Raw genomic sequence first — 24,252 nt, forward strand, 5'->3', positions numbered from 1 at the left:
AATCACGGCAGCCGGGCGTTGCGGAAATCGGGGGTGCCGTCGGGCCAGATCGCCACGCCGGTCACGCCGGGACGGACCAGCACGACATGGTTGGGCACCGGCAGCGGGACCGCCACGGCTTCACTGTCCAGCAGGCGTTCGGCCTCGCGATAGAGGTCGTGGCGGGCCGCCGGGTCGGGCAGGCCGCGTGCTTGTTCGATCAGCCGGTCGAAGGACGGGTCGCGCCAGCGCGACCGGTTGGTCGGGCTGGCGCTGTGCCATTGGCTGGCGAGCTGGTCCAGGGGGTCCGGGTAATCCGCCGTCCAGCCGTTGAAGAACAGCGCCTCGCCGCCCGCGTTGATCGCCGCGACAAAGCTGGCGCGGTCCTGGATGCGGACGCCGACCGGAATGCCCAGCACTGCGCCGAGCTGGGCGGCGAAGAAGGTCGCTTCCTCGCGCACGTTGGGGGTGCCGGCGATCTGCAGCGGCGGCAGACCGTGCCCGCCGGCGAACCCCGCCTCGGCCAGCAGAGCCTTCGCCCGCGCCGGGTCGGCGGGAGCGGCACCCGTGCGGGCGGGACGGTAGCCGCCGAGGCCGGGCGTGGCGAACCCGTCGGTCAGCACGGCGCGTCCGGCATGCAGCCCCTCGACCGTGGCGGCACGGTCGAGGGCAAGGCGCAGCGCCTCGCGCACGCGCCAGTCGCGGAAGGGCGGATAAAGCTGCTGGTTCACGGCGAGATAGCGGACCTGGGCGCGCGGGAAGGCCTGGACCTGCCCGGCATAACGGGGCTGGCGGACCGCGGTGCGCACGACGTTCTCCGGCAGCGGCGCCACGTCCAGCGTCCCGTCGTCGTAGCGCGCCAGCAGCGTGTTCGGATCGGGCAGGATCGACAGCTGGACCCCGTCGACCCTGGGCGCCCCGCCCCAGTGGTCGCCGTGCGCCGCAAGCTGGACCCGCTCGCCGCGCTGCCAGGACACCAGACGGAACGGCCCGGTGCCGCCCGAGCCATGCTCCCGCCATGCGGCGCCATGCTCGGCCTCCATGCCGCGGTCGACGAACAGGAACGGGTAGAGCGGGAACAGGGCGTCGGCGCCGGTGAGCCGGACGACCAGCGTGTATGGATCGGCGATGGTGACGCCGGCCAGTGATGCGGCCTCGCCACGGCTCAGCGCCGCCGCCCCGTCGATGCCGCGCAGGTGGAAGGCGCTGTATCCGGGCTGCGGCTTGCGGGTCAGGTGCCGCTCCCAGGTCCACAGCACGTCGGCGGCGGTGAACTCGCGGCCGGAGTGGAAGCGCACCCCGTGTCGCAGGGTGATCCGCCAGCTGCGGCCGCCGTCCGGCGTCTCCCAGCCGGTCGCCAGCGCCGGACGGATGCGGCCGTCGGCATCGGTGGCAGTGAAGCCCTCATAGACCTGCCGCAGCACGCCGGCGGACGCCATGCCGGGAAAGACGAAGGGGTCGATGGTCGCGAGGTCGTCGGACAGGCTGGTCCGCAGGGTCGCCGCGGGTGCCGAAACGGCGAGCGGTACGGCAAAGCCGGTGGCGAGGGCGAGGGCGAGTGGACGCAGCGGTGCGGTCGGGAGCATGACGGGGGATTTCACGGGGGGGGGCAAGGTCATGGGAACGGTGCGGCGGGCTGGACAGACCGGCGGAGTCCGCTCCACCTCGGGCCTTACCGGCGCAAAGCCGGTTGGGGACCGCTCACCTCCGTATGTAGACACAGACGCGTGACTTTATCCATATGCTCGCGCTTGCGCTGTCACTGCGGCCGGCATTCCCGCGTCCGGTCATGCGCGCGAGCCGAAATGCCAGCAGAGCGTGGTCACCTGACGGACGATGGCCGCTTGGTTGCGCAAGCCCGTCTTGCTCAGGATCGAGGACACCTGATTGTAGACGGTGCGGCGTTCCACGCCCCTCTCCTCCGCGATCTCCTCGACGCTTCGGCCGGTGCACAGCGCCAGGGCGACCTCGGCCTCCGATCCGGTGATCTGCAAGAGGTCGGAGACGGTGCGGGGGGAGACCGCCGGCAGCGCGTCCGGATCGACGATGGTCAGCAGGAGAAGGCCGGTCGTCGGGCTGTCCCAGCCGATGCGCTGGGCGGGCGGTTCGGAGAGCGTGGCGAAATAGGGGGCAGGCTGGTCCAGGCGCGACACCCGCAGCGTGACCGGCGTGCGCGACCGCCTGCGGAAGAATCCGGCGGCGCGCTTGCTCAGCACGTCCTGCTCTTCCGGAGTGGACGGAACGCAGAGCCGCCCGCCGACCACGGCTATTCCATCCCCGCGCGAGACGATGGAGACGAAGGACTGGTTTCCGTCGATCACCTGGCACCGCGGGGTGAGAAGGGCCGCCGGATAGGGCAGCGCATCGAGGAGCCGGACGACGAAGGTGGATTGGAGCGGTGGTGCGACGGTATCAGCCAATCCGAACGGCAGCATCGCGTCGAGGCCGTTGCGGACATGATCAAGGAAGCTGTCGGTGACGTCTCGACGCATCTGGTACCACCAGCCGTCGGTGTCGTTCAGGCGTTCGTATGTGACCTGGATAATGCGTCCATCTGCATGGCGAGTGAGTGATTGTGAAAATTGGTTAAAATGCCGGAATGTTTTCGTATAATGAATCCAACGCTCCGGATCTCTACAAATCGTTCCTTCGGCCAGTTTGTTATTCTTTATACACGTCCAGATAATTTCAGAATAGCTAATGGAATTAGAAAAATTAATAAATGGATATATTTCGGAGTGATGACGATTTACGCCAGAGACATTATCAAATTTATCGTAAACGACTAAAGCAGATGATTCCATTCCAGCCTTGCTGAAAAGCTGTTCTACAGAGCTATACATAGCTTTCTCCATGCAAGACTGTGGATGTGATAACAATATCGTCAAATTATCATTAATTCTTTTGAATAATAAATTTAAATTTCTATTGGCAGGCCTTTGCACCTGCCAATAGAATAAAATTTTCCATCAACACGCGTATTTTATTAGTTAAGCTTGACTGAGATATAGCATACAGCGAAGTCTTTCGTGGAAAGATCCGTATTAAATCGTTCCTTGAATTCGCTCCTTGTATTTTCGATCCCCTCATACCACACAGGGCAATCAAACACTTCCGGATAATGGTACACCCGGCCACCAACCAGCCCCATCATGTCCTGCTCGTATTTTTCCATGAACAGGATGTGCTCGTGCCAAGCGGGGTCCGCGACCTTCGTGGGCACCAGGATCTTGTTCGGCTCCGCAGCCAGCACGGCAATGAAACGGCGATATTCTTCGACGGACCGCTCGGCCTCCTCGGGCGTGCGGCCGGCTCGTTCCAGGCGTTTGTTGATGAAGGAGAGGTCGAGAGCGGCAACCTGCTCGTCCATCACGCTTGCGCCGATGTCACTCATGCTGATGTCCTTGATTTCTCTGGCAGTTGTTGTTCGATCCTATATCCGCGGTCCGAAGACGTAGGACAAGGTCGTCACTTGCCGCGTGACGGCGGCAAGATCTCGGAATTCCGTCTTGTTCAGGATGGACGCCATCTGACCGTCGATGGCCCCCTCGCTCATCTCGTGCTCGGCCGCGATCTCCCGTGTCGTTCGGCCGGCGGCCAGCGCCTGTGCCACCCGTGCCTCCGTCTCGGTGATCTGGAGGAGGTCGGCGATGATGCGGGATTCGATCTGCAGCAAGGCATCCGGTTCGCTGACGGTCAGCAGCAGGATATCGGAGGCCGATGTGTCCCATCCGAGCTGTTCCGTCGGTGGTTCGGACAAGGTCAGAAGGTAGAATGGCCGCTGGTCCGGCTTGCCGGTGCGCAAAGTCAAGGGAGTGCGCTTCCGGCGGCGGTGGAATCCGGCGATCGACTTTGCGAAAGCCTGCCGCGATTCGGGCGATGTCCGGAGGTCGAGCCTGCCGCCGTTCAGCACCAGCCCGTCGCCCCGCGCCAGGAGCTTCGCAAAGGCGATATTGCCGTCGACGACTTGTGCTCGCCTCGTCAGCAGCGCCGCCGGATGGGAAATCCTGTCCAACAGCCGAACCATGAAGGCAGTTTGTACAGGCGGGGTGACGGCTTCACCGGCATTGACGTGCGCCAGCGGATCGAGGCCGTCGCGGATGCAGCGCAGGACTTCGGCGGTGACGTCCCGGCGCATCTGGTACCAGCAGCCGTTGGTGCCCTCCAATCGCTCGTAGGTCACTTGAACGATCCGTCCGTCGCTGTGCCGGGTGAGGGTTTGTGAAAAGCGGTTGAGGTGACGAAAGCGCGCGTGGGCGGCAATCCAGCGATCCGGCGCCTTGTAGATCGAGCTTTCATCCAGCTTCCGGTGCTTCACGCACTCTATGGCGATGTTCGGGTAGTCTGTGGGCTTCGAGAAATCGATGAACGGATACAGGCTTCGATGGCGCTGGTTCACCGATATGATTCCATCCTGGCCGTTGTAGACCGCCAGAGCTGACCTGGAGCGTGCTGCGTGACCAATAAGTTCTTGCAACAGGCCCACCATATCCCCTCCTGCATACCGGAGAGTATCATAACCTTTGCATCATACCTTACTCAAGGGGAAGTCGCGTCATTGGTTCGAATATGAACGGATTTTGGTGGAAATCTTACATACATTGATATGCTTGAGCGGCTCTCTTTCTTGGATTCATGTGTAATCCATCACTTGATGGGCGCGTTTCTGTTGCGATCCGACAGATTGCTGATATCGTCCGAGTGCGGTTGTAAATCTGTGCCGGCATCGTGGAGAGTTGGATGACAGCCAAGCGGGTAGCACCTTTTTCGTCGCCATGGCTCAACCAATTGCTCGCAGAAGCTTTCAAGCGGCCGGCGCTCGACGGGGCCGAAGATGCCCTTCTCCTGACCCGCATGTTCCCGTGTGACCGGCGATCGACCATCGACGCCGGCGCGGTGGTCACTGCTCCCTGGGCCAGCGCTTGGCTCCGGCGGGCGGTGGCCGCCGCGCTGAAGCAGCCGCGCCATCGGGTGGCGCAGGACGTAGCGACCTTCGCCGATTACATGGTGGAGGTGGTGCTGCTGATGGACCGGCATGGCCAGTTCCAGCACCATGACGACATGCTGCGCGTCGACGCCATGCGGGATCGGGCGAACGAGCGGCGCACGCTGTCGCCTTTGGTCGCGGCGGAGCGCTTGCTGGCGGCGGCCGACAGTCCGGACGCTGGGCGCTCGGACGCCATGGCGGAGGCGTTGGGGGCGACCGGCGGGGATGGGGGCATGGTGCCGGCCCTGCTCGGCCTGGCAGCCCTGCCGGTGAACAAGCGCAGGACGCGCTTGCAGGGCATGGGCATGGCCCTTCTGACCACGGCAGCACAGGGCCGCTTGAATGGCTGAAACACGAATTTGCCGGAACGTGAAGGTGAACGGACGTCGGACCAGCCTCAGCCTGGAACCCTATTTCTGGCAATCGCTGGAGGAGGTCTGCCGACGCGAGGGGCTGACGATCAACGCGCTGTGCACGCTGATCGACAAGCGCCGGGGGGACGCCACCTTGACGGCGGTGCTTCGGGTCATTCTGCTGCGCTATTTCCGCGCAGCGGCGGACTTCTCGCACGACGAAGCGGCCGACAACACTGCGCGCCTGATTTTGGAAATCGAACGCTCCTCGGAGCGGCCGTCCGGCTTGGTGGCTGCCTAGCGGTCCAATGATTCGGTGGATGTCCCGTAGTCCGGTCAACCGGTGCAGGGATCACTGGACTCCAGATGATCCTTGCCCTGGCGTATGCCGTTCTCCGGTATGGCGATGGCTTCGGCCTCGCGGAAATAGCGCAGGGCGAAGGCGCGGATCGCCGAGGTCAGGGTGATCTCCCCGGACGGTGGCGTCTCCGCCTGGTCGGCGTCGATCTTGTTCTTGATGACCGTGCACAGTGAATGGACGGACATCCCCTCGCGCGCGCAGATTTCGGTGAGAGCGTCCCACATCCCCTGTTCAAGGCGCATGCTCGTCCGGTGCCCGTCGACCACGACGTTGCGTGGCTTGAGCGGGCCGGTTTCCGCAAGGCATCGCGAGACCAACGGGGAGGGAACGCTCTTGGCTCTGGAGTGTCGAGGCATTGGTGAAGGTCCCGAAGTCGCAGCGGCAGACGCCAGACTCATGGGCACGGGCACTTGTCGGAAGGGCCCTGCGCCACGCCAGCGCCACCTCGATGAGTTGTGCAAAGCGCGCCAATTGATCCATTACCAATGTATCGCGCCCGGCGCAAACGTCATTTTAGGTGTGCATGCCTCGAGATTGGGGGCTTTTTGAGAGAGGCATTGTCCTCCGGCTGGGTGCCGATGCTGTACCGCCGGCCCGGATCATCCCCCCTCCCGGGGCGTTGGCCTGCCATGGGCTTGGTGGACCGTCAGCTTGAACAGCTTCCGCCGAGAGCCTGGTTCCGGGGCCAGGACACCACCATCCTTCAACGACGGAGGCGATCCCATGGCGTTCCGGTGCAAAGACAACCAGACGGGGAGACCCCGCCGTTCGGCAGAACCGGCTTTGTCCCCGTTCGCCCGTCCCGACGGGACTTGCCTTGGTCGCCGGCCGGAGGAGCCGCCCGACGAGCCGGTGCCCAAGCCCTTTTGGAAGGAGATGGCCGCGGATGCGGCTGCCCGGCGGCGCTCCGCGCCGCCGGGCAAATTTTCTGTCGTGGTGCGATTCTCAAACATGTCCCATGCCGGTGGCAACCCCCGCCCAAGGTTTGAGCGGGGGTTGCCGGTGCGCTTCACTGCTGGGTGGGGGCCGGCCGATAGGCGACGTCGTCGGGCTCCAGCAGGCGGCGCTCGGCGAGGCACCAGACGCGCAATCCCTGGCGCAGGCCGGCGGCGGCGAGGTGGCGCGACCCGGCGTCCTCGCGGTCGGCGACCAGCACCATGCGCCCCTCGCCGGTCAGGGCGGCGCGCACCATAGCGTCGTTGCGCTCGAAGCCGGCAGCCTTGCCGCCCGCCTGCCAGCGCGGGGCATGGACGACGCAGGGCACGCCGTGCTCCAGCGCCCACTGTGCCGCCAGCGTCTGCACGCCGCGGCGGTTGCCGGTGCGCAGCACCAGCGTGTCGGGGTGCTGGGCCAGCGCGCGGTCGAGGGCGGCGGTCAGGGCCGCTTCGTCGGCGGTCTCGCCGCCCATGACCAGCAGATGGAATCCCTCCACCACCCGTCGCTCGTCGGCGGCACGGCGGGCGGCGCGGGCCTCCTGCCAGTCGCAGGCGACGACGCGGGCAGCGGTGACCTGGGGAACCGTCTGGTTGAAGGAGGAGCGGTGGGCATAGACGTCGCCGGTGACGCGGGCATAGGCGGTGGCGGCGCCGATGGCGGCGGCGCGGGCGAGGTCGCGCATCGCCTCGGACTGGGCCAGCTGATGCTGCAGGCGCTCCAGGCGCAGGCTGCCGATCTCGGAGGCGGGCTGCAGCCCCTCCTTGTCGAGCTGCTGGCGCAAGGACAGGGCGAGGCGGTCGATGCGCTGGTCGGCCAGTTCCAACTGGCGGTAGAGGGCGTGGCAGAGCGCGCCGAGGATGCCGGCGGCCGGCAGTAGGGCGCGGTCGGGGTCGAGCTGGCCGTCGAGGTCCTGGCCGAACACGGCGCCATGGTCGAGGAAGGGCTGGGCGATGGCCTGCACGGCCTCCTCGGCCTGAAGCCGCACCTCGTCTTCGCTCCAGTCCTCGTCGGAGGCGGGCAGGACCGGGCGCATGGCCTGGGCGACGGCGGGAAGGCGGGTGCGCTGCTCTTCCTCGCGCGCCCGGGCGCGGGCGGCGCGGTAGGCCTGCACCGGGTCGGGGCTGACGGGGGCTGTATGCGGATGCGCCATGGCCGGACGGGTGGCGTCGGTGCTATGCATGGATGTCGTCCCTTTGTGGCTTTGATGGTTTGAAGGGATGGCCGGGCATGAACTACCGCCCCCATTCTGCGAATGGAGCTGGTTTCGCGGTCACTACTCCGCATCGGGCCGTTCCGACCCGTTCGCCTTGAGAACGCCATGAGCGTACCTCAAGACAACCCATGCCGACGCGAAGTCACGGGGCAAGGTCGTCCCGCACACGTCGCACGTGTGCGCACGCTCGCTGAGGGCCTTCTTTCGGACTGTGCCGCAGCATGGACAGGTCTGTGACGGCTTCAGTCGGCGCGTCGGCGCTTCGATCAGGAGTGCGGTGCCAGTTTCCTGCACTTTGTACCGCACCAGCGACAAGAATTGAGAGGGAGCCGTGTCGAGGATCTCCCGGTTCAGCCCCGCTTTCTGAGCAACCCGCTTGCCGGGGGCCTCCACGGTTCCGGCGGCGGATCGGGTCATGGCGGCGATCGACAGGTGTTCCGTCGCGATCAGGGCGGACCGCTTGACGAGGTCGGACGACAGCTTGTGCTGCCAGTCGAGACGGCGCCGTGCGGTGCGGGCGCGCGCCGTCGCCAGTCGGCGTACGGCCTTGCGACGCCGGTTCGAGCCCCGGCGCTTGCGACTGACCGCCTGCTGAAGGTCGGTGATGCGCTGCTGCTCGTGGCGGTACCATCGCGGGTTCTCGACTGTCTCCATGGTGGGCGCGTCCTCTTCGCCGACGGCCAGCGTGGCGAAGGTCTCCGTACCCCAGTCGAAAGCGACCACCTCAGTCCCGGATGCCCGGGTGATGTCGGGGCACTCCAGGGTCAGCGACAAATGCCAGGCACCGTCACGGTGCAGCAGTTCGCTCGCCTTGATGATGCCGCCCTGGCGGGCTTGTCCGCGCGCCTTGATCGTGCCGACGCCCTGGAGGCGCAGCTTGCCATGGCGCCACTCTGCCCCGGGCGTAAAGCGCCAGCCGTCGCCGTGCGACTTGAAGCCAAAGCCGGGGAAGCGGGCCAAACTCTTGAAACGCGGAAAGCCCGCCGCCGCACCCTTGGTTTTCACCCGCTCGAAGAACGCCTTGAAGGCCTTGTCGAGCCGGCGCAGCGTGACCTGTTGCGAGGAGCAGTTAAGCGTCGCGAACTCCGGACACTCCTGACGCAGGGCGGTCAGGTCATGGCACTGGTCGGCGTAGGTCAGCGACACGCGGCGGCGGCGGTAGGCGTCGATCCGCTGCTCCAGGGCAGCGTTGTACAGCTGTTGGTGCAGACGCAAGGCGGCGCTCAAGGCCGCGGATTGGCTCCGCGATGGATAGAGGCGGTAAGTGACCTTGCGCACTGGCATTTTCATGCTGATCCTCTGCTTGGTTCCCAGAAAAACAACAAGGTTGGTTGTGCCGATGGAAGCCTTGCACAACTGCGTCTACAGCCTGAGTTCCGCGCTCTGGTCACGCTCGTACTGCGTGATGTCCGTTAGCGGTGCGCCGTTTGAGATGCTGAAGCGCTATATCGAGGGCCAGGCCGGCGCCGATGAGTGAGCGTACCGGGCAGCGCGGCGCATTTCCCCTCCAGCCAATCCAAAGGATTGGGTGGAGCCCCATGCGCCAAATGGTGGAGACGGAGAAGAACCCGGCCGCTGTTCTTTCTGTCGCCCTCACAAGACTTATTGTGCCAGATGCGCCAAACAAAACAATGGCGCAGAGGATCTAGTCTCCTATCTCTATTTGTATCTTCCAATTAATTCACTGAATTCTATTAATGAAACGCGCAACTTCTCAATTAATGATGCGGGAAAGAATCCGATTTCATTTTTTCTTCTCTTTGCCTGACATCCCTTTGTTCGACTGGAAAGGACCATCCCCCCGTCCCGACCTGGGTCCCGCAGGGCGGCGCGCGCAAGGGGCGGTCAAGGAGGCCCGACGGGCACCGCGGGAGCGGCGCGCGCCAGCGCGTCCTTGACGGCCCCGAGCACGGCGCCAGATTGGTCCTCACGGGCGGAGGATGACAGGCGCGGGCTGCCGCGGGCCGACTGCGTGGCGGTTCTCAGGCCGCCCTGCCCTCCAGCTCCGCCCACGGCTTGCTGTCGATCAGCCGCGCCACCCGCTCCTGGCGGGCGTGCACCGTCGCCATGCGGTTGCCCCCGCGCGTGGGATCGTGGGTCGCCCAGTGGGTGAGCGTGTTGAACAGCGCCCACAGCGTGTCGTCCTCGCGGCCGCCGACCCAGGCGGTGGTCAGCTGGCCGACCAGGGCGTCGCTGGCTCCGGGCAGGGCGCGCAGCACCCGCACCGCCCGGTCGGTGTCCACAGGCACCGCCGCCCAACGGATCCAGCGCGCGGTCTCGGCCACATAGAGCGTGCAGGCCGCCACCATGCCGCGGGCGAGCGCCTCCATGTCGAGCCCGGCGGAATGGCGGGCTTTGGTGGCGGCGACGTCGCGGCCGATCACCGTGGTGTTGGCGCAGACGAAGCGGTAGCCGCCGCCGCGCCAGGACACCGCCAGGCTGCCGTCGTAGCTGTTGAAGCCGACGATGCGCAGCGCGGTGACGTCGCCCGGCCGGACCTCGACGCTGTGGGCGGGCAGCACATACTGGCGGAACAGCCGGCGGCCGTCGTGGGTGAGGTCGGTCGAGACCAGCATGCCGGTGGTGTCGAGCCCGCCGGCGCGCAGGGCGGCGTCGAAGGCGGCGGTGGCGGCGTCGTGCGGCACCAGCTTGTAGCCGTCCTGCCAGCAATGCAGCACCGCTCCGGTGTCGGGGCGCACCAGGGCGCGCCAGCCCTCGATCGTCCGTCCGGCGGCGCTCATCGGCACCAGCTCGACCGGAAAAAAGGCCGGAGCCCTGTGGTTGGCGGGAACGAAACCGTAGCGCTCCATCTGGTCGATATGGCCCATGGCTGAAGCCCTCCTTATCATGGGGGAGATCATAGGGGAGACCGGGATGCCCGGATGACCCGGGCACCCCTTGGCCTCGCGTCCTGACTGGCTTTGCCTCACTCCGCGGCGATGGCGAGCGGACCGGCGCCGGGGGCCTCGCCGGCGGCATCGGCGGGAAGGGCGGTTCCGGGCGGCAGCCAGGACGCCGCCGCCGCGCGGGCCCCCTCCAGGGTGCCGCGCTGGGCCGACACCGCACCGCCGGTGAGGTCGGGCCAGTCGGCAGGATCGCCGCGATGCTCCAGGCAGCGCCCGACCCGCTCGGCCATCTCCGGCTTGCGCAGCCGGCCGACGGCCTCGGCGAAGCCCGGTGCGATGGCCCGGGCGGCCTCCTCGATCAGCGCCTTGGGCAGGCGCTCCAGGGCGGCCGGACCGGGGCGCCAGTCGGCCGCCACCGAGGCGCCGAGTTCGCGCGCCGCCTCCAGGCCGATGCCGGCCTCGCCGTGGCCGAGATGGCAGCGCACCGCCACCAGGACGGCGAACAGGCCGGACAGGTCGACCGCCGGGTCGCCGAGGGCCACCCACAGCGCCGAAGGATCGGCGGAACCGCCCACCTCCAGTCCAAGCCGGCCGGCCCAGACCGCCCACGCCTCCTCCACCCGCCGCCAGGCTTGGCTGGCGTGGTGCTCGCGCGCGCCAGTGGGAAAGCGGTGTGCTGCCCCGAACAGGCCGCACGGCCCGGCCCCGGGGGCCAGCAGGGTGAAGCAGGCCAGCCGCAGCGCCATGGCGGGGGCCTCAAGCACCGCCGCCTGCAGGCTCGCCGTGCGCACCGCGCCCAGCTCCTCGCGCACCGCGGCCGACAGCTTCGGCTCCTCGGGCGTGTCCTCCGCCGCACCGCCGGCCGGCGGGTCCTCCCAGGGCGGCAGATCGTCCTCGTCCGCCGGGGGCGGTTCGGGTTCGCGGCGGCGCAAGCCCTCCACCCACTGCACCGCTCCGTCCGGCGCCAGCACCGCCACCACGCCGCAGGCGCTGCGGTCGTACTCCGGCTCGATGGCGTCCACCCGCTCCTCCAGGAGGGCGCGCTCCGCTTCGCTGAGATCCGGACGCTCCAGCTCCCTCTCGAGGCCGGCGAGGAGCGCCTGCTGCTCCGGCGTCAGGCTCGGCACGGCATGGCTGAAGACGCCGCGCCAGCTCCAGGCCTGCGGGCCGTCCTGCACCTCGACGAAGGCCCAGCCGTCCTGCCGCTGCTCGGCCTCGGCGTCGAGCGCCGCCCGCTGGCAGGCGAGGAACAGCGCCGGGTCGTCGACCAGGCCGCCGTCGGCGCCGTCGAACAGGTCGCGGGTCAGCGTGCCGCCGGCCGCGGCGTAGGCGTCCAGCACGCCGGGCAGCGCATGGCCGGCCGGCAGCAGCACCCGGCGCAGCGCCTCGCGCACATAGCGGGCGGCGTCCACCGGCGGGCAGTCCAGCACGCGCTCCAGCAGCTCCTCCTGGCGGGTGTGGGAGGCAGACAGGGTCAGCGCCTCGGCGACGGCCAGCGGCACGCGGCCCGCGCGCAAGGCCTTCAGCACGGCGGGGCTGAGGGCGGCCAGCGCCAGCCGCTGGCGGACATAGCGCACCGGCCGGCCGAAACGCGCGGCGAGTGCGGCCGGGTCGGCGCCGTCGCCGACCAGCCGGGCAAAGGCCAGCGCCTCGTCGGCGGCGCAAGGCGCGACGCGTTGCAGGTTCTCCGCCAGGCTGAGCTCGCGCGCCTCGGCCTCGCCGGCGCGGCGGCGCACCGCGGCGAGCCGGGCGGTGTCGGGCCATTTGCCCTCGGCGACCAGCGCGCGGGCGGCCAGCGTGCGCCGCGCTCCGGCGATGACCGCGAAGTTGACGCCGTCCGCGGCAGGGGTGACGACGATCGGCTGCAATTGGCCATGCACCAGCAGCGAGGCCTTCAGCTCCTCCAGGCCGGCGCTGCGGTGGGAGGTGCGCATGTTGGTTTCGGCCAGCCGCAGCCGGCCGAGGGGGATGGCGATGGTCTTCATGGAACGTGACCCTCGAAGGTGGGCGCGCGGCAGGGCGGACCCGCCGGCGCGCAGGGGATGGGGGCAGGCTCAGACGGGGATGGGCCAAGCGGGTATCGGCAGCAGGACAGGAAAGCGGAATGCGGTGCCGGTCTCGGCAGTGTGGGGGATGAGGGCGGGCGGCGGCTGGCCGCCTTCGGTCGGGTGTCTGTGCATGGTCGGGAACCTCCGGTGTGCCTTGCATCCGTGCAGGCCGTCCCAATCCACCTTGGTCCTGACTGCCTTCCTCTCCCCTGGCGCGATCAGCCCAAAGCCGGCTGGCAGCGTCCCGGCGGTCGAGGCTCCAGCGCTGGCGGGTGCCCAAGCCGGCGCTGCTGGACTTGGCCGCTCCTTAGACCAGGACTCTTCCCCGCCGTGCCCCGTCAGGCACCGCCCTCCGCCAGCGCGGTCAAGTCGGCGAGCGTGCCGGTCAGCACCGTCCAGGCCAGACCGCCGGCGTCCGGACCGCTCGAAGCCGCGTCCCCGGCAATCGCCAGCCGGGCGACAACGCCCGCGAGCGACGCGGCGGAGCCCCGGACGGCGGCGCGGCGCAGCCGCTCCATGCGGTGTGCGACGGCCTCCTCCTCGGCGCGGGCACGGGTCAGTCCGCAGGCCCGCGCTTCTCCCGCCCAGCGGGCAAGAGCGGCGGCAAGCTCCTCACGGCGCCGCGGGTCGGCTTCCGGCACCCGGCCAAGCAGATCGTCGACCCCCCTCACGGCGCCCGGCCCCACCCGGTCCGCCAGGGTCCGCTCCAGCCGCCGCGCCTGACCGCCGGCCTTGCGCAGAGCCGACCGTGCGCTTCTCCACTCCCGCCAAAGCCGGACGAGCGGATCGGCGGCCTCGGGCGGCCGGGACACCGACCGCAGCAGGCGCGCCGCCGCGGCCACGGCGGCGCGGCGGGACGGCGGGCGCTCCGGCGCCATCGCGTGATCCGGACGGAACGGCACCCTCCCGTCCGTGCCGTGACATCGGCTCCCTGCCATCCGCCCTCCTCGCTTTCAGACCGTCGCCAGGATTGTGACTGATAGTCTGTAGACCGATCGGCTGCAAGCGGGCCATGCTCACGGTATGGACATCCGCAAACAGATCGGCCGCACCGTTCAAAGCCTGCGCAGCGGCCATGGCTGGTCGCAGGAGGAATTGGCTTTCCGCTCGGGGCTGCACCGCACCTACATCAGCGGCATCGAGCGCGGCACCCGCAACCCCACCGCCACCGTCCTGAAGGAACTGGCGGACGCGCTGCAGGTCTCTCCGGGTGTGCTGCTGGACGGACCACCCGACCGTCCGTCCCTGCCCGGCGCCTGACCGGGCCGGCATCGGTCAGCCGTCGGAGGTGGAGCGGACGGTCCGGCGCGACGGCCTGCCGCCCGTCGCCCCCCGGAGCGATGGGGTGAAGCCGTGGCGGTCCGCCAGCTCCAACACCCTCAGCCAGACGGCGCGCCGCACCGCATGGTCGGTCTCATCGGCAAGCGACGCGAGGATCTCGCCGGCGCGCCGGGCGAAGGTGTCACGGTCCATGCGGTCCGCCCTGCTCCGCCGCCGCCCTTCCGGACGGCGGCCGGGCCGCGCCGGCCACCGCCACCAGATCGGCAAGGGCGGCGCGGATGACGGTCCAGGGCTGGCCGTCGGCCTCCGGTTCGTGGGCGCTCCATTCGGTGGCAATCGCCAGCCGGGCGATGACGCCGGCCAGCGAGCGGGCGGGCATGGTGGCGGCGGCATTCAGCAGCGCCAGGACGCGCCGGTCGGCGGCGTCCTCGGCAGCCCGGGCGGCAGCCAAGCCGCAGGCGTCGGCCGCCGCGGTCCAGGCGGCCTGGGCGGCGGCGAGGTCGCGCTTGAGCCGGGCGCGCAGCGCCTGCGTGGCGGCATCGCTCCCGAGCAGCCGGTCGATGTCCGACGGCGCCGCCGCGTAGACCGGCGGGGCATCCCCGTCTTGCGGCACCGGCACCCGCGGAAAGCCGGTCCGTTCAACCAGGCCGCGCTCCAGCCGCTGCGCGCGGCGCGACTGCCGCAGCAGGGTAGAGTGGGCCTCGCGCCAGTCGCGCCACAGCACAACCAGCGGATCGGCCGGTTCCTCCCGGGCCAGCGCCGCGGTCAGCAGCTGGGCCGCCGCGGCAAGGATAGCGCGGCGGGACGGCGCACCGGCCCCTGGATCTCGGACCCTGGGCGGCATGGTCACCTCCTTGGCAAATCGGCAGGGGTTCGGGTTGCAGCGGAGCCGTGGCGGCGGGCGGTTCCGCTGCGAGCGTCCGGTGATCGCCGTCACGCCACACACCTCCACCGCCATCGCGCTCCGGCTGCGCAAGCGCGCCGTCATGCACGCCAACGCCGCAGGCGTGTGACTTGTAGTCTACAAGCCGGGCAGCCGCAAGCCGACGGCTGCACCTTCCCGGCCGTCACCGCTGGCCGGCAAGGCGGCGGGCGTCGTCAAGGGCGCCCCAGACGAGGCGGTGGACGATGCCGGCCCCAGGGTCGGGCGGGCGGAACAGGCTGGCGTCGGTGTGGTCGAGGGCGGCCCACAGCACATGCAGCCGCACCAGCAGGCCCGCGGCACTGCGCGCGGGCAAGCCGGCGACGCGCTTCTCCAGGTCGGTCAACGCCTCGGTCAGGCGGTCCAGCGGCTCGTCCGCGATGGGCTGGGTGCGGCACAGGGTGCGGTAGGCGTCGAGCAGGAGGCGGTGCTCCGTGCCCAGGCGTCGCAGCATGTGATCGTCATCGACGTCCGGAATGAGCGGGATCGGGGCGGTGTCGGGCATGGCCAGAGCTCCTCCAGGGGGCGGGGATGGACGGTTGACGATCCGGCCTCTACCGGTCCGGATGCCCGATTGGCCAATGTGTCCTGACTGCCGGCCCCGTCGCACGCACGCCGTCGCTCCCGAAGCTCCCCCTCGGAGGGGATGGCCGCGCACTCTGGACGCCGCCGCACTCCGGATACAGCCGACCGACGGCCCGCTGTTCTTCGGTTCATGCGCCGCCTGACCTCGGCGCGCTCGATCCATGAGGGCATCGTGCTGAAGCTTGTCGAGCGGACCGAGGAAAGGCGAACCGAAGCTCTTGACCACCGGGCGCTCAACACCGGGGGCCGCGCGCAGATGATCGAGGAACTCGCAGCGCTGGACGCTCCCGCGGCGAAACCGGACGCGGCCTGAGCGGCATCGCTTGTCGGCGCCGGACGTCGTCCCCAGGAGGCGTAGAACACCCGCGCCAGGCGCAGGGTGTGGTCAGGGCCCGCGCCCATCGTCCAGCCAGTCCTCGCGAGCGCAAGGCCGGGCACGCGGCTGAATTCGCCGAGATTGCCGGTCACCTAAGGCCAAGGCCGCGGCTGCGGGCGTGGGCGGCGATCATCAGGTCGTAGGGCCCGATCGCGCGGCCCTGGCGCTCCAAGCCGGCCGGATGTCGCCAAAGTGCCCGGCGGCTTCGCCGTCGAAGGGCAGCACGTCGAAACGGGCGGTCAGCCGCTCGACCTCGTGGCGCTTCTCGGCCGCGCGGTCGGATTTGGCAGCACCGTGCAGCAGTTCGGCCAAGGTCACCGCCGAGATGCACGGGGCCGTCCGCTTCCGCGTTGAACCGGGCGCGGGCACTCGGGCGGGCGGTCGCGCAGGGACGCGGATGCAGACGTTGGTATCCAGCATGTAGCGCAGCATCACCACACCTCGCGCTCTTGCGGCGCGGGCTGGTCGCGGTCCGGAAAGGTGCTGCCGGGGGAGTCGAAAAAATCGTCCCAGACGCTGTCGGCCGGCACGATGACCCGGCGCGGTCCTTCGCGCAGGATGACGACTTCACGGGACATGCGCGGGGAACGACACGTCTTTCGGAAGCCGGACGGCCTGACTGCGGTTGGACAGGAACAAGGTCGCGCGGACCGTCATGGATCGTCTCCTGCGTATATCCCGCCACAGGGGGCGTCAATGAGCGGAGCCCCGGATCCTGGCTCCAAAGCCGTAGGAGGCACAGGAGGTGCATTCGGAGAATGCCATGGGATCATTGGAGGGGCCGGCTGGACAAGGCTCCGGCGGAACGACAGGTGATGCACCGTCCGGCCGCGCCGGCCGCAGCCACTCTTCGCGGGCACTCACCATGAGCGACGACGATGCCTGGCGGCTTCCGCCAACCCGGCACGGCCGCGACATCCGGCTCGGGCGGGATCGCGCCGCGCCGCCGCTGCCCTCCGGTGCCAAGGCCCGGCCTGGCGGTGCCGCGGCCAAGACGCCGGAGGCGGTGGTGAAGCTGACCGGTCGCGCCCGGGGCGGTGCCGGCCATCTGCTCGCCCAGTTCGACTACATCACCCGCACCGGCACCCTGCCCGCCGAGACCCACGACGGCGAGCGCATCACCGAACGCGCGCGGCTGCTCGCCCTCCACGACGACTGGCTGCTGGCCAACGCCGCGGACGGCCGGGGCCGGGATGCGGCGAATGCCGCGCAGAGCGTCGCCCTCACGCTGTCCATGCCGCCAGGCACCCCGCCCGATCGGGTGGAGGCCGCAGCGCGGCGGTGGGCGCACGACACCTTCGCCGGCTCCCACGATTGGGTCATGGTCCGCCACGACGACACCGGGCACCCGCACGTCCACCTCGCGGTCCGCGCCGTCGGCGTCGACGGCCGGCGGCTGGCGCCCGGTCCCGCCGACCTCCAGCACTGGCGCGAGCGGTTCGCGCTTGAACTGCGGCGCCTCGGCGTGGAAGCCGAGGCCACACCCCGCGTCGCCCGCATCCGGTTGCGGCACGCCGATCCCCCGACCGCCCACGAGGCGCGCCAGCACGGCGTAGAATCACACGCAGCCGATACCGGCGCCAACGCACCGGTGGCCGACGAGAGCTGTGATCGCAGAGGGCGACGGGGGCTCGCCACCATCCTGCGGAACACACAGGACGGTGAGCGTGACCCTGCGTCCCGCTTTCCCAGCCCGTCCGGTGACACGCACAGGCTGGGTGGCCCCGAGCCCACCCGATTCCGTCCGCGGGGCCGGGGTTGACCCCGAGTTCAGCGCCGCAAGCTCCGGCATTCCGGCTGGAGATTGGGCGCGAAGGCGCGTGCCCGACGACATGAGGTTTGGCTTGGCGTGCGCTGCTGCTCAATGGACTGGCGGATGATGCCGAGCGGAGCACCGCCGCGGGACGAGGCGAAATGGCTGGGCGACCACAGCCCTCCTCCAGTAGCGGCGGAGCAAGGCTGGGGGGCTGGCGCAGGCGGCGGCTCGACACGCCCAGCCCAGTCCTCAAAAAGACAATTATTCCAAAAAATTTATCATTGTCTTCGCGCTTTCTGTTGAAAACATTTTCCCTCTATGGTTGCTCTGCCATTCTAGCCTTCTTCTTCGTCTCTGCGCTGGTTTCGGCCGGCATTTCGGGCGACGGAGAAGCCGAAGAAGGCAGCCCTTGGGTACGATCGCCTTGACTCAGGCAGCCACAAGGGCTTGAGCCTCAGACGATTTCACGGACGCCTCGCGGCGTTCGGCTGACCTCACCACGGCCAACAACGTCCCACCGAAGTAGGGGTTGGCTGATCGTGGGTCGGCGGGGGCACCCCGGCTCCCGGATCGGCACGGGCCGAAGGCCCGCACCCGTCGCTCATTGAACTCGCGCACGAGGTCAACAAGGATCGCAGCCTTCCCCTGGAACAGCCAACCGATGGAGCGCGCACGGCGCGCTTCGATGTTGGCTGCCGCATTGAGGTCGGCATGCAACTCATGGCCGCACCAGAGACACACGAAGGTCTTTTGGTTGCGGCGATTCCGTTTGTCCACATAGCCGCAGCACGAACAGGTCTGCGACGTGTACGCGGCGTTCACCTCGGTGAAGGTGATTCCGAACCATTCCTCCAGGTCGCGGAGTTTGTCCTGGATGACCTTGCGCCCGCAGTTGCGCAGGATCGCGTTCAGCCGCTTCGACAGGTCGGAGTGGCGGAAGTCCAACCGCTCCAGCACCAGTTCCCGAGGCTTGCCCTGCTCGACGAGCCGGTTCAGAACGCGCCCGACTTCCGTGCGCAGGAAACCGCGCACGTCCTCCACCAGCGCCCGGTAGCGACGGCTGTCGCGCGGCTTGCGCCCGGCGCGCTGCTGGCTGGCGGCGATCATGGAAATAAGTGCGTCGTACCGCTTCAGCCGCTTCAGCCAGCCTTGGCCGAGCAACTGGCCGTCCGACGTGGCGAACAGCGTGGACAGCCCGAAGTCCAGCGCCAGAACGCCGTGACCATTGTAGTCGGCACGGCTCGTGGCGCAGACCGCGCCCGTGTCGATGACGACGCCGAAGGTCAGGCGGCCATCCCGCTCGTTGACTTGGATGCCGTTGGTGACGCGGCCGGGACGTGCGTCGTGGTAGGCGTAGGTGAGCAGCGGGACGGCGATCTTACGGCCCTTCTCCAGCGTGGAGAGATTCACCCACCAACCGACCGCGCCGCCCTGCGTCGCTTTTACGGGCTGGGCGATGTTGCCCGCGCGGTGGTCGAGGCGCATGGAGATGCGCGACAGGCTAGGCTTGCGATGCCGCGCCATGCAGTGGCGCATGATGGTACGCGCCAGCCGCCGGACAGCGTCGGGGATGACCTCGCCTGTCTCCTTCATCACCACATCGCCGCGCCGGAACCACGCGCCCAGAACGTTGATGGTATGGAGCATGTGTTTGGTATCGGGCGGCAGGCTGCTGTGATTCACCGCGTCGCGGAACTCGTTGGCACGGTTGCTGATCCAGCCCTGGAGTTGCCCGACGACCTGCCAGCGCGCCATCTGGACGCGGTTTGCCGCGCCGATGATTGCGGCGAAGGTGACCTTGTCCTCATCAAAGGTCTTGTCGAACCGACCAGTCTCGAACAACAGCCGCCACTGTTCGCGGCTCAGCAGCACGGCACCCCGGCGGTAGGCCTGCAGCAGCGCCAACACCGCCGTCTCTTTGGCGACCGTCAGATTGGACGGCAGCAGGTCAGTGCGATGAACGGGCGGATGCTCGGGCTTCGTGCGGGCCATCAGGCGGCCTCCTTGAGGAAGCCGTATGGCAGCGTGCGCCCGACGCCGTTACGGACCAACAGCGCCATGTGCTCCAGGCAGGCGTCGGCCTTGCGGTTCCAGCGGAACGCCGCCTCGCCCGCGTAGCGCCCGAGGTGCTTGGGCGAGACGAAATGGAACACGCCGACTACGGCACGCCCCAGGAATCCGCTGAAGGATTCGATGCGGTTGACGTGAATACGATGTCCGGTCGCCGTGTCGGTGCGGACGTACTCCCGCTGGCTGTGATTCAGGTGGGTGCGCTCCGCGCACAGATGCTTGTAGGCCGGCTGCACGCTGTCCAGAGCCTCGGCGACGGCGGCCGTGTCGTGGGTTGGGATGACCTTCGCCACCACGTCGCCGCCGCGCTCGGCGGCAATCAGCAGCAGCGGACGCTTGTTGCCGCGTCCTTTCGGGTTGGGCGATGGCGGATCGTGGCCGTCATCCTCGCGCTCCGGCTTGACGCGCTTGCGCGGCGGGGCTCCGGCGTAGGTCTCGTCGATGCCAGAGAGCAATGTGTTCTGCTCGGCCATCATGGCGCGGATACGATGCCCGAGGTGCCACGCCGTCTCGTAGGAGACGCCCAGCATCTCCGACAGTTTCACGGCGGAGATGCCTTTCGACGAGGCGACGATCAGGTAGATAGCCTGCGCCCAGGTGAGCAGCGGCAGATGGGTGCGGTGCATCGGGGTGCCCGCCGTGACAGAGAGTTGGCGGTGGCAGGCGGTGCATTCCCAGCGGCGGATCGTCTTGAGCCAGCGGGCGCGCTCGAACCACGCCCGCGCGGCGTCCTCGTCGGGGAACAAGACGTTAAAGGCGCGGAACGTGAGAGCAGAAAAGATCACCGTCCTAATATAGGCATTATATCCCCAGAGGTCAAGGAGATAGACCCGCAGCCCTTTATTGCTGACGGCCAGGGTCTTGGGTTAAGAAGCCGCGGGTCCGTGCGACATTCGATCCGCGCCGCCGGTCATTTGCGCGATTGAGCGTTGAGGCCAAGCGTTGGGGGCCAAGCGTTGGGGGTTGCCATTTCCGAGTTCTCACCGGCCTTCATCGAGGCCTTCAACCGCGGCGCCGTCCTGTTCAAAGAGGGGCGCTTCGACGAGGCGGCCGAGATCTTCCTCCGGCTGGCCGATGAGCATCCCGACATCGCCAACCTGCACGGCAACCTCGGCCTGTGCCTGCGCGCCGCCGGCCGGCCGGACGAGGCGATGGAGCCGCTGCGCCAGGCGCTGCGCCTGCGCCCCGCCTATCCGGACGTGCTGAATGCGCTGGGCGGCATCCTGCTCGACCAGCGCAACCTCGACCATGCGCTGGTCGCCTTCCAGGCGCTGGTGAAGCTTCAACCCGATTATCCGGGCGCGCTGCTGACGCTGGGCAACCTGTTCATGTTCGTCGGCGACGGGGAACGGGCGCGCGCCGCCTATCGGCTGGCGATCCTGGCCGAACCCCACATCGGCACCAACTACAACAATCTGGGTGCGGTCAGCCTCAGCCTCGGCAATCCGCATGACGCGGCGCGGCAGTACCGCCGCGCGCTCGCCATCGAGGTCGGCAAGCCGGAATACCGCAAGAATCTCGGCACCTGCCTGCTGATGGCCGGCGACTATCCCAACGGCACCGTCGCCTATGAAGGCCGGCTGGAGCAGGGGGTCTGGCGCAAGCGCAACATGCCCGGCGTCCTGTGGCAGGGCCAGCCCTTGGCGGGCAAGACGCTGCTGGTGCATTTCGAGCAGGGGCTGGGCGATTCCTTCCAGTACATCCGCTATGCCGGCGTGCTGAAGCGCATGGGCGCGCGGGTGCTCTACGAATGCCAGCCGGCGCTGAAGCGCGTGCTGTCGACCGCGCCCGACCTGGACGGGCTGTTCGCCTTCGGCGAGCCGCTGCCGGCCTACGACTACCACATCTCGCTGATGAGCCTGATGCACCGGCTGGGCACCACGCCGGACACCGTGCCGGGCGGCGTGCCCTACCTGCGGGCCGAGCCGGAACTGGCGGCGCGCTGGGCGGAGCGGCTGGACCGGCTGGAGGACGGCCGGCGGCCGGGCTTGCGCGTCGGCATCAACTGGCACGGCAACGAGACCGGCAAGTCGATCCCGCTGGAGTGTTTCGAGGCGATGGGGAAACTGCCCGGCGTCCGGCTCTACAGCCTGCAGAAGGTGTCGGGCCTGGACCATCTGGAGCGGCTGCGCGGCCGGGTCCACGTGACGGAGCTGGGGGCGGATTTCGATGCCGGGCCGGACGCCTTCCTCGACACCGCCGCGGTGATGGCGAACCTCGATCTGGTCATCACCTGCGACACCTCGGTCTGCCATCTGGCCGGCGCCATGGGGCGGCCGACCTGGGTGGTGCTGAAATGGTTCGCCGACTGGCGCTGGATGCGCGGGCGGCTCGACAGCCCCTGGTATCCGACCATGCGCCTGTTCCGTCAGGCGACGTCGAACGATTGGGCCGAGGTGATGGCCAGGGTGACGGCGGACGTGGCGGCGGAAGTCGCCGTACAGGCCGCCGGGGAGATGCCGCGATGATGCTGAACGAGGCGGTGCGGCTGGCGCTGGGACATTTCCACGCCGGCCGGATGGCGGAGGCCGAAGGGCTGTGCCGGGCCATCCTGCAGGCGGCCCCCAAAACGGGCGAGGTCGCCCAGCTTCTTGGCGTGGCGGTGATGATGCAGGGCCGCCCGCAGGAGGCGGAAGCCATTCTGCGCCAGTCGATCGCCATCCGGCCCGATCTGCCCGACAGCCACGGCAATCTCGGCACCGTGCTGCAGTCGCTGGGCCGCATGGGCGAGTCCCTTGCGGCGCACGACCGCTGCGTCCAGCTGTCGCCCGCCACGCCGGAGGCCTACGTCAACCGCGGCTCCGCCCGGCTGACGCTGGGCGACCGCAACGGGGCGGCGACCGATTTCGCCCGCGCGCTCCGGCTGCGTCCCGTCGACGCGCTCGCCGCCGCCAATCTCGGCGTGGCCCTGCGCGAAAGCCATCGGGTGGCGGAGGCGGAACGCGCGCTGCGCCGGGCGCTGGTCGTCGATCCCGGCCATGCCGAGGCGATGCTGGGCTATGCCCACACCCTGCGCGAGCTGGGCCGGCTGGCCGGGGCGAAGACCGCCTACACCCGCGCGGTGACGCTCGCCCCGGCCAAGACCGAGGCGCTGTGCTACCACCTCTACCTGATGCAGACGCTGTGCGACTGGGACGACTATGACCGGCAGTGCGCGCGGGTGACGGAGATCATCGACCAGGACGGCGGCGTCGTCATCCCGCTGGCCACCCTGTCGATCGATACCACGCCGGCCCAGCAGGACCGCTCCGCCCGCCTGTTCTTCGACCGGGTGGTCAAGCGCGCCGGGGCGCCGGCCCTGCCGGCGCGGGGTCCCTCCGCCGGCGGGCGGCTGCGCATCGCCTATGTCTCCGCCGACTTCCACGAGCATGCGACCGCCTTCCTGGCGGCCGAGCTGTTCGAGCTGCACGACCGCGAGCGCTTCGAGGTGCTGGCCTATTCCTACGGTCCCGACGACGGCAGCGCGATGCGCCAGCGGCTGGTGAAGGCCTTCGACCGCTTCCGCGACATCCGCAGCGTGCCGCTGGACGCCGTCGCCCGCTGCATGGCCGACGACGGCGTCGACATCATGATCGACCTGAAGGGCTACACGAAGCAGACCCGGCTCGACCTGCTGTCGCGCCGGCTCGCGCCGGTCGAGGTCAGTTACCTGGGCTATCCCGGCACCATCGGCTGCCCGCACATGGATTACGTGATCGGCGACCGCTTCGTCACCCCGCCGGAGCACCAGCCCTTCTATGCCGAGCGGCTGGCGATCCTGCCCGACGCCTACCAGATCAACGACCGCCGCCGCCCGCTGCCGGAACAGGTGCCGTCGCGCGGCGACTGCGGCCTGCCGAAGGACGGCGTCGTCTTCGCCGCCTTCAACACCGCCTACAAGATCAGCCCCACCATGTTCGCCCTGTGGATGCGCATCCTGAAGCGTGTGCCGGGATCGGTGCTGTGGCTGTTCGAGGCCAACCCGCTGGCGGCCGGCAACCTGAAGGCCCAGGCGCAGGCGCAGGGCGTCGATCCGGCCCGGCTGGTCTTCGCCCCGCCCCGTCCGCTGGCCGACCACATCGCCCGCTACCGTGTCGCCGATCTGGCGCTCGACACCCTGCCCTACACCGGCCACACCACCACCAGCGACGCGCTGTGGGCGGGCTGCCCGGTGGTGACCTGCCTGGGCGGCACCTTCGCCTCCCGGGTGGCGGCGAGCCTGCTGAACGCGGCGGGCCTGCCGGACACCGTCACCCGCTCGCTGGGCGAATACGAGGATGTGGCGGTGGCGCTCGCCGGCGATCCCGACCGCCGGGCCGGCTTCCGCAAGCGGCTGGAGGATGGCAGGATGACGGCGCCGCTGTTCGACAGCCGCCGCTTCACCCGCAACCTGGAGCGTGCCTATCAGGTCATGTGGTCGCTGCACAGCGCCGGCCGCTCGCCACAGGGCTTCATTCTGCCAGCCGGCTGACGGAGCGCTGGGAAGAGAGGCGCTCTTTCCCTCACGCTTTCTTACGGGGCGATGCATATCCAAGTATGCATTGACCCCTCCGGCAAATT

26 protein-coding genes and 1 pseudogene are annotated in these 24,252 nt (G+C 68.8%); 9 read left to right on the forward strand and 18 right to left on the reverse strand.

Going from position 1 to position 24,252, the window contains the following annotated elements; all coding sequences use genetic code 11:
* Window positions 1-2: 2 nt before the first annotated feature.
* The 4 genes from FZ983_RS20290 to FZ983_RS20305 all read right to left on the reverse strand — a co-directional run bounded on the left by FZ983_RS20290 (window position 3) and on the right by FZ983_RS20305 (window position 4,468).
* Window positions 3-1,565, reverse strand: coding sequence for an ABC transporter substrate-binding protein (locus tag FZ983_RS20290; protein ID WP_247883873.1), 1,563 nt, complete (start codon window positions 1,563-1,565; stop codon window positions 3-5).
* 201 nt (window positions 1,566-1,766) lie between these two features.
* Window positions 1,767-2,471 carry a helix-turn-helix transcriptional regulator gene (locus FZ983_RS20295; protein ID WP_247883874.1) on the reverse strand — a complete coding sequence of 235 codons (705 nt, stop codon included), beginning with the start codon at window positions 2,469-2,471 and terminating at the stop codon, window positions 1,767-1,769.
* 494 nt (window positions 2,472-2,965) lie between these two features.
* On the reverse strand, window positions 2,966-3,373 hold the full coding sequence (locus FZ983_RS20300; RefSeq protein WP_149225313.1) for a hypothetical protein: 408 nt from the start codon (window positions 3,371-3,373) through the stop codon (window positions 2,966-2,968).
* Window positions 3,374-3,412: 39 nt separating this feature from the next.
* Entirely contained in the window at window positions 3,413-4,468 is a 1,056-nt protein-coding gene (locus FZ983_RS20305) for a LuxR C-terminal-related transcriptional regulator (RefSeq protein WP_149225314.1), read from the reverse strand.
* A 299-nt stretch (window positions 4,469-4,767) separates the two neighbouring features.
* Here FZ983_RS20305 and FZ983_RS20310 point away from each other — a divergent pair, with 299 nt between their 5' ends.
* Entirely contained in the window at window positions 4,768-5,316 is a 549-nt protein-coding gene (locus tag FZ983_RS20310; protein ID WP_149225315.1) for a hypothetical protein, read from the forward strand.
* Window positions 5,309-5,620 (forward strand): ribbon-helix-helix domain-containing protein, encoded by a 312-nt coding sequence (locus FZ983_RS20315; RefSeq protein WP_149225316.1) that lies wholly within the window; start codon window positions 5,309-5,311, stop codon window positions 5,618-5,620. The genes FZ983_RS20310 and FZ983_RS20315 overlap by 8 nt, the downstream gene beginning before the upstream one ends.
* Window positions 5,621-5,655: 35 nt before the next feature.
* Here FZ983_RS20315 and FZ983_RS34205 read toward each other — a convergent pair whose 3' ends face one another.
* The 3 genes from FZ983_RS34205 to FZ983_RS20330 form a co-directional block, all read right to left on the reverse strand.
* Complete coding sequence (locus FZ983_RS34205) at window positions 5,656-6,078, reverse strand: ribbon-helix-helix domain-containing protein (RefSeq protein WP_149225317.1); 423 nt, start codon at window positions 6,076-6,078, stop codon at window positions 5,656-5,658.
* A 611-nt stretch (window positions 6,079-6,689) separates the two neighbouring features.
* Window positions 6,690-7,796 carry a DUF2493 domain-containing protein gene (locus FZ983_RS20325; RefSeq protein ID WP_149225318.1) on the reverse strand — a complete coding sequence of 369 codons (1,107 nt, stop codon included), beginning with the start codon at window positions 7,794-7,796 and terminating at the stop codon, window positions 6,690-6,692.
* 93 nt (window positions 7,797-7,889) lie between these two features.
* Complete coding sequence (locus FZ983_RS20330) at window positions 7,890-9,056, reverse strand: transposase (protein ID WP_247883876.1); 1,167 nt, start codon at window positions 9,054-9,056, stop codon at window positions 7,890-7,892.
* 37 nt (window positions 9,057-9,093) lie between these two features.
* Between FZ983_RS20330 and FZ983_RS34510 the strand changes: the two genes are divergently transcribed.
* Window positions 9,094-9,306 carry a transposase gene (locus FZ983_RS34510; protein WP_211102964.1) on the forward strand — a complete coding sequence of 71 codons (213 nt, stop codon included), beginning with the start codon at window positions 9,094-9,096 and terminating at the stop codon, window positions 9,304-9,306.
* A gap of 505 nt (window positions 9,307-9,811) precedes the next feature.
* Here the strand turns inward: FZ983_RS34510 and FZ983_RS20340 are convergent.
* The 3 genes from FZ983_RS20340 to FZ983_RS20350 form a co-directional block, all read right to left on the reverse strand.
* A complete protein-coding gene (locus FZ983_RS20340) occupies window positions 9,812-10,657 on the reverse strand; it encodes a DUF932 domain-containing protein (protein WP_188092427.1) in 846 nt (281 codons plus the stop codon).
* 98 nt (window positions 10,658-10,755) lie between these two features.
* Window positions 10,756-12,660 (reverse strand): ParB/RepB/Spo0J family partition protein, encoded by a 1,905-nt coding sequence (locus FZ983_RS20345; protein ID WP_149225321.1) that lies wholly within the window; start codon window positions 12,658-12,660, stop codon window positions 10,756-10,758.
* Between the two features lie 401 nt (window positions 12,661-13,061).
* Window positions 13,062-13,625 (reverse strand): hypothetical protein, encoded by a 564-nt coding sequence (locus FZ983_RS20350; protein WP_149225322.1) that lies wholly within the window; start codon window positions 13,623-13,625, stop codon window positions 13,062-13,064.
* Window positions 13,626-13,746: 121 nt separating this feature from the next.
* Here FZ983_RS20350 and FZ983_RS20355 point away from each other — a divergent pair, with 121 nt between their 5' ends.
* Window positions 13,747-13,983, forward strand: a complete 237-nt coding sequence (locus FZ983_RS20355) for a helix-turn-helix transcriptional regulator (protein ID WP_149225323.1) — start codon at window positions 13,747-13,749, stop codon at window positions 13,981-13,983.
* A gap of 15 nt (window positions 13,984-13,998) precedes the next feature.
* Here FZ983_RS20355 and FZ983_RS20360 read toward each other — a convergent pair whose 3' ends face one another.
* Together FZ983_RS20360 and FZ983_RS34210 are read right to left on the reverse strand one after the other, a co-directional pair.
* Window positions 13,999-14,196 (reverse strand): hypothetical protein, encoded by a 198-nt coding sequence (locus FZ983_RS20360; RefSeq protein ID WP_149225324.1) that lies wholly within the window; start codon window positions 14,194-14,196, stop codon window positions 13,999-14,001.
* Window positions 14,186-14,848 (reverse strand): hypothetical protein, encoded by a 663-nt coding sequence (locus FZ983_RS34210; RefSeq protein WP_188092428.1) that lies wholly within the window; start codon window positions 14,846-14,848, stop codon window positions 14,186-14,188. The genes FZ983_RS20360 and FZ983_RS34210 overlap by 11 nt, the downstream gene beginning before the upstream one ends.
* 34 nt (window positions 14,849-14,882) lie before the next feature.
* Between FZ983_RS34210 and FZ983_RS35110 the strand changes: the two genes are divergently transcribed.
* Window positions 14,883-15,017, forward strand: coding sequence for a hypothetical protein (locus tag FZ983_RS35110; protein WP_282187012.1), 135 nt, complete (start codon window positions 14,883-14,885; stop codon window positions 15,015-15,017).
* A 54-nt stretch (window positions 15,018-15,071) separates the two neighbouring features.
* Here FZ983_RS35110 and FZ983_RS20375 read toward each other — a convergent pair whose 3' ends face one another.
* Window positions 15,072-15,431, reverse strand: coding sequence for a hypothetical protein (locus FZ983_RS20375; protein ID WP_149225327.1), 360 nt, complete (start codon window positions 15,429-15,431; stop codon window positions 15,072-15,074).
* 210 nt (window positions 15,432-15,641) lie between these two features.
* Between FZ983_RS20375 and FZ983_RS20380 the strand changes: the two genes are divergently transcribed.
* Complete coding sequence (locus FZ983_RS20380; protein WP_149225328.1) at window positions 15,642-15,824, forward strand: hypothetical protein; 183 nt, start codon at window positions 15,642-15,644, stop codon at window positions 15,822-15,824.
* A 195-nt stretch (window positions 15,825-16,019) separates the two neighbouring features.
* Here FZ983_RS20380 and FZ983_RS20385 read toward each other — a convergent pair whose 3' ends face one another.
* Both FZ983_RS20385 and FZ983_RS20390 read right to left on the reverse strand, forming a co-directional pair.
* Window positions 16,020-16,319 (reverse strand): type II toxin-antitoxin system VapC family toxin, encoded by a 300-nt coding sequence (locus FZ983_RS20385; RefSeq protein ID WP_247883877.1) that lies wholly within the window; start codon window positions 16,317-16,319, stop codon window positions 16,020-16,022.
* Window positions 16,319-16,465 carry a hypothetical protein gene (locus tag FZ983_RS20390; protein ID WP_282187013.1) on the reverse strand — a complete coding sequence of 49 codons (147 nt, stop codon included), beginning with the start codon at window positions 16,463-16,465 and terminating at the stop codon, window positions 16,319-16,321. The genes FZ983_RS20385 and FZ983_RS20390 overlap by 1 nt, the downstream gene beginning before the upstream one ends.
* Window positions 16,466-16,752: 287 nt before the next feature.
* Between FZ983_RS20390 and FZ983_RS20395 the strand changes: the two genes are divergently transcribed.
* Window positions 16,753-17,649: a relaxase/mobilization nuclease domain-containing protein gene (locus tag FZ983_RS20395; protein ID WP_188092429.1), complete on the forward strand. Its 897-nt coding sequence runs from the start codon at window positions 16,753-16,755 to the stop codon at window positions 17,647-17,649.
* An 83-nt stretch (window positions 17,650-17,732) separates the two neighbouring features.
* On the opposite strand, the pseudogene FZ983_RS34825 reads toward FZ983_RS20395, so the two are convergent.
* The 3 genes and pseudogenes from FZ983_RS34825 to FZ983_RS20405 form a co-directional block, all read right to left on the reverse strand.
* A pseudogene (locus tag FZ983_RS34825) lies at window positions 17,733-17,850 on the reverse strand (IS200/IS605 family transposase); the annotation flags it as partial.
* Between the two features lie 222 nt (window positions 17,851-18,072).
* Window positions 18,073-19,635, reverse strand: coding sequence for a zinc ribbon domain-containing protein (locus FZ983_RS20400; RefSeq protein ID WP_149225330.1), 1,563 nt, complete (start codon window positions 19,633-19,635; stop codon window positions 18,073-18,075).
* Window positions 19,635-20,498 (reverse strand): IS1595 family transposase, encoded by an 864-nt coding sequence (locus tag FZ983_RS20405; RefSeq protein ID WP_149225331.1) that lies wholly within the window; start codon window positions 20,496-20,498, stop codon window positions 19,635-19,637. The genes FZ983_RS20400 and FZ983_RS20405 overlap by 1 nt, the downstream gene beginning before the upstream one ends.
* A gap of 171 nt (window positions 20,499-20,669) precedes the next feature.
* On the opposite strand from FZ983_RS20405, the gene FZ983_RS20410 reads away from it, so the two are divergent.
* Window positions 20,670-22,181 carry a tetratricopeptide repeat protein gene (locus tag FZ983_RS20410; RefSeq protein WP_247883878.1) on the forward strand — a complete coding sequence of 504 codons (1,512 nt, stop codon included), beginning with the start codon at window positions 20,670-20,672 and terminating at the stop codon, window positions 22,179-22,181.
* Complete coding sequence (locus tag FZ983_RS20415; RefSeq protein ID WP_149225333.1) at window positions 22,178-24,163, forward strand: tetratricopeptide repeat protein; 1,986 nt, start codon at window positions 22,178-22,180, stop codon at window positions 24,161-24,163. The genes FZ983_RS20410 and FZ983_RS20415 overlap by 4 nt, the downstream gene beginning before the upstream one ends.
* Window positions 24,164-24,252: the final 89 nt, after the last annotated feature.

The organism is Azospirillum sp. B21 (genome assembly GCF_008364825.1).
Taxonomy (GTDB): Bacteria; Pseudomonadota; Alphaproteobacteria; order Azospirillales; family Azospirillaceae; genus Azospirillum.

What these genes read in the sequence shown, in the direction of transcription:
- FZ983_RS20375 (WP_149225327.1), bottom strand. Translation starts at nt 15,431, where the DNA reads ATGCCCGACACCGCCCCGATCCCGCTCATTCCGGACGTCGATGACGAT.
- FZ983_RS20380 (WP_149225328.1), top strand. Translation starts at nt 15,642, where the DNA reads ATGCGCCGCCTGACCTCGGCGCGCTCGATCCATGAGGGCATCGTGCTG.
- FZ983_RS20355 (WP_149225323.1), top strand. Translation starts at nt 13,747, where the DNA reads ATGGACATCCGCAAACAGATCGGCCGCACCGTTCAAAGCCTGCGCAGC.
- FZ983_RS20340 (WP_188092427.1), bottom strand. Translation starts at nt 10,657, where the DNA reads ATGGGCCATATCGACCAGATGGAGCGCTACGGTTTCGTTCCCGCCAAC.
- FZ983_RS20415 (WP_149225333.1), top strand. Translation starts at nt 22,178, where the DNA reads ATGATGCTGAACGAGGCGGTGCGGCTGGCGCTGGGACATTTCCACGCC.
- FZ983_RS34205 (WP_149225317.1), bottom strand. Translation starts at nt 6,078, where the DNA reads ATGAGTCTGGCGTCTGCCGCTGCGACTTCGGGACCTTCACCAATGCCT.
- FZ983_RS20395 (WP_188092429.1), top strand. Translation starts at nt 16,753, where the DNA reads ATGAGCGACGACGATGCCTGGCGGCTTCCGCCAACCCGGCACGGCCGC.
- FZ983_RS20385 (WP_247883877.1), bottom strand. Translation starts at nt 16,319, where the DNA reads ATGCTGCGCTACATGCTGGATACCAACGTCTGCATCCGCGTCCCTGCG.
- FZ983_RS20295 (WP_247883874.1), bottom strand. Translation starts at nt 2,471, where the DNA reads ATGCGTCGAGACGTCACCGACAGCTTCCTTGATCATGTCCGCAACGGC.
- FZ983_RS20390 (WP_282187013.1), bottom strand. Translation starts at nt 16,465, where the DNA reads ATGTCCCGTGAAGTCGTCATCCTGCGCGAAGGACCGCGCCGGGTCATC.
- FZ983_RS20325 (WP_149225318.1), bottom strand. Translation starts at nt 7,796, where the DNA reads ATGCATAGCACCGACGCCACCCGTCCGGCCATGGCGCATCCGCATACA.
- FZ983_RS20305 (WP_149225314.1), bottom strand. Translation starts at nt 4,468, where the DNA reads ATGGTGGGCCTGTTGCAAGAACTTATTGGTCACGCAGCACGCTCCAGG.
- FZ983_RS20315 (WP_149225316.1), top strand. Translation starts at nt 5,309, where the DNA reads ATGGCTGAAACACGAATTTGCCGGAACGTGAAGGTGAACGGACGTCGG.
- FZ983_RS34210 (WP_188092428.1), bottom strand. Translation starts at nt 14,848, where the DNA reads ATGCCGCCCAGGGTCCGAGATCCAGGGGCCGGTGCGCCGTCCCGCCGC.
- FZ983_RS20345 (WP_149225321.1), bottom strand. Translation starts at nt 12,660, where the DNA reads ATGAAGACCATCGCCATCCCCCTCGGCCGGCTGCGGCTGGCCGAAACC.
- FZ983_RS20360 (WP_149225324.1), bottom strand. Translation starts at nt 14,196, where the DNA reads ATGGACCGTGACACCTTCGCCCGGCGCGCCGGCGAGATCCTCGCGTCG.
- FZ983_RS20300 (WP_149225313.1), bottom strand. Translation starts at nt 3,373, where the DNA reads ATGAGTGACATCGGCGCAAGCGTGATGGACGAGCAGGTTGCCGCTCTC.
- FZ983_RS20290 (WP_247883873.1), bottom strand. Translation starts at nt 1,565, where the DNA reads ATGCTCCCGACCGCACCGCTGCGTCCACTCGCCCTCGCCCTCGCCACC.
- FZ983_RS20400 (WP_149225330.1), bottom strand. Translation starts at nt 19,635, where the DNA reads ATGGCCCGCACGAAGCCCGAGCATCCGCCCGTTCATCGCACTGACCTG.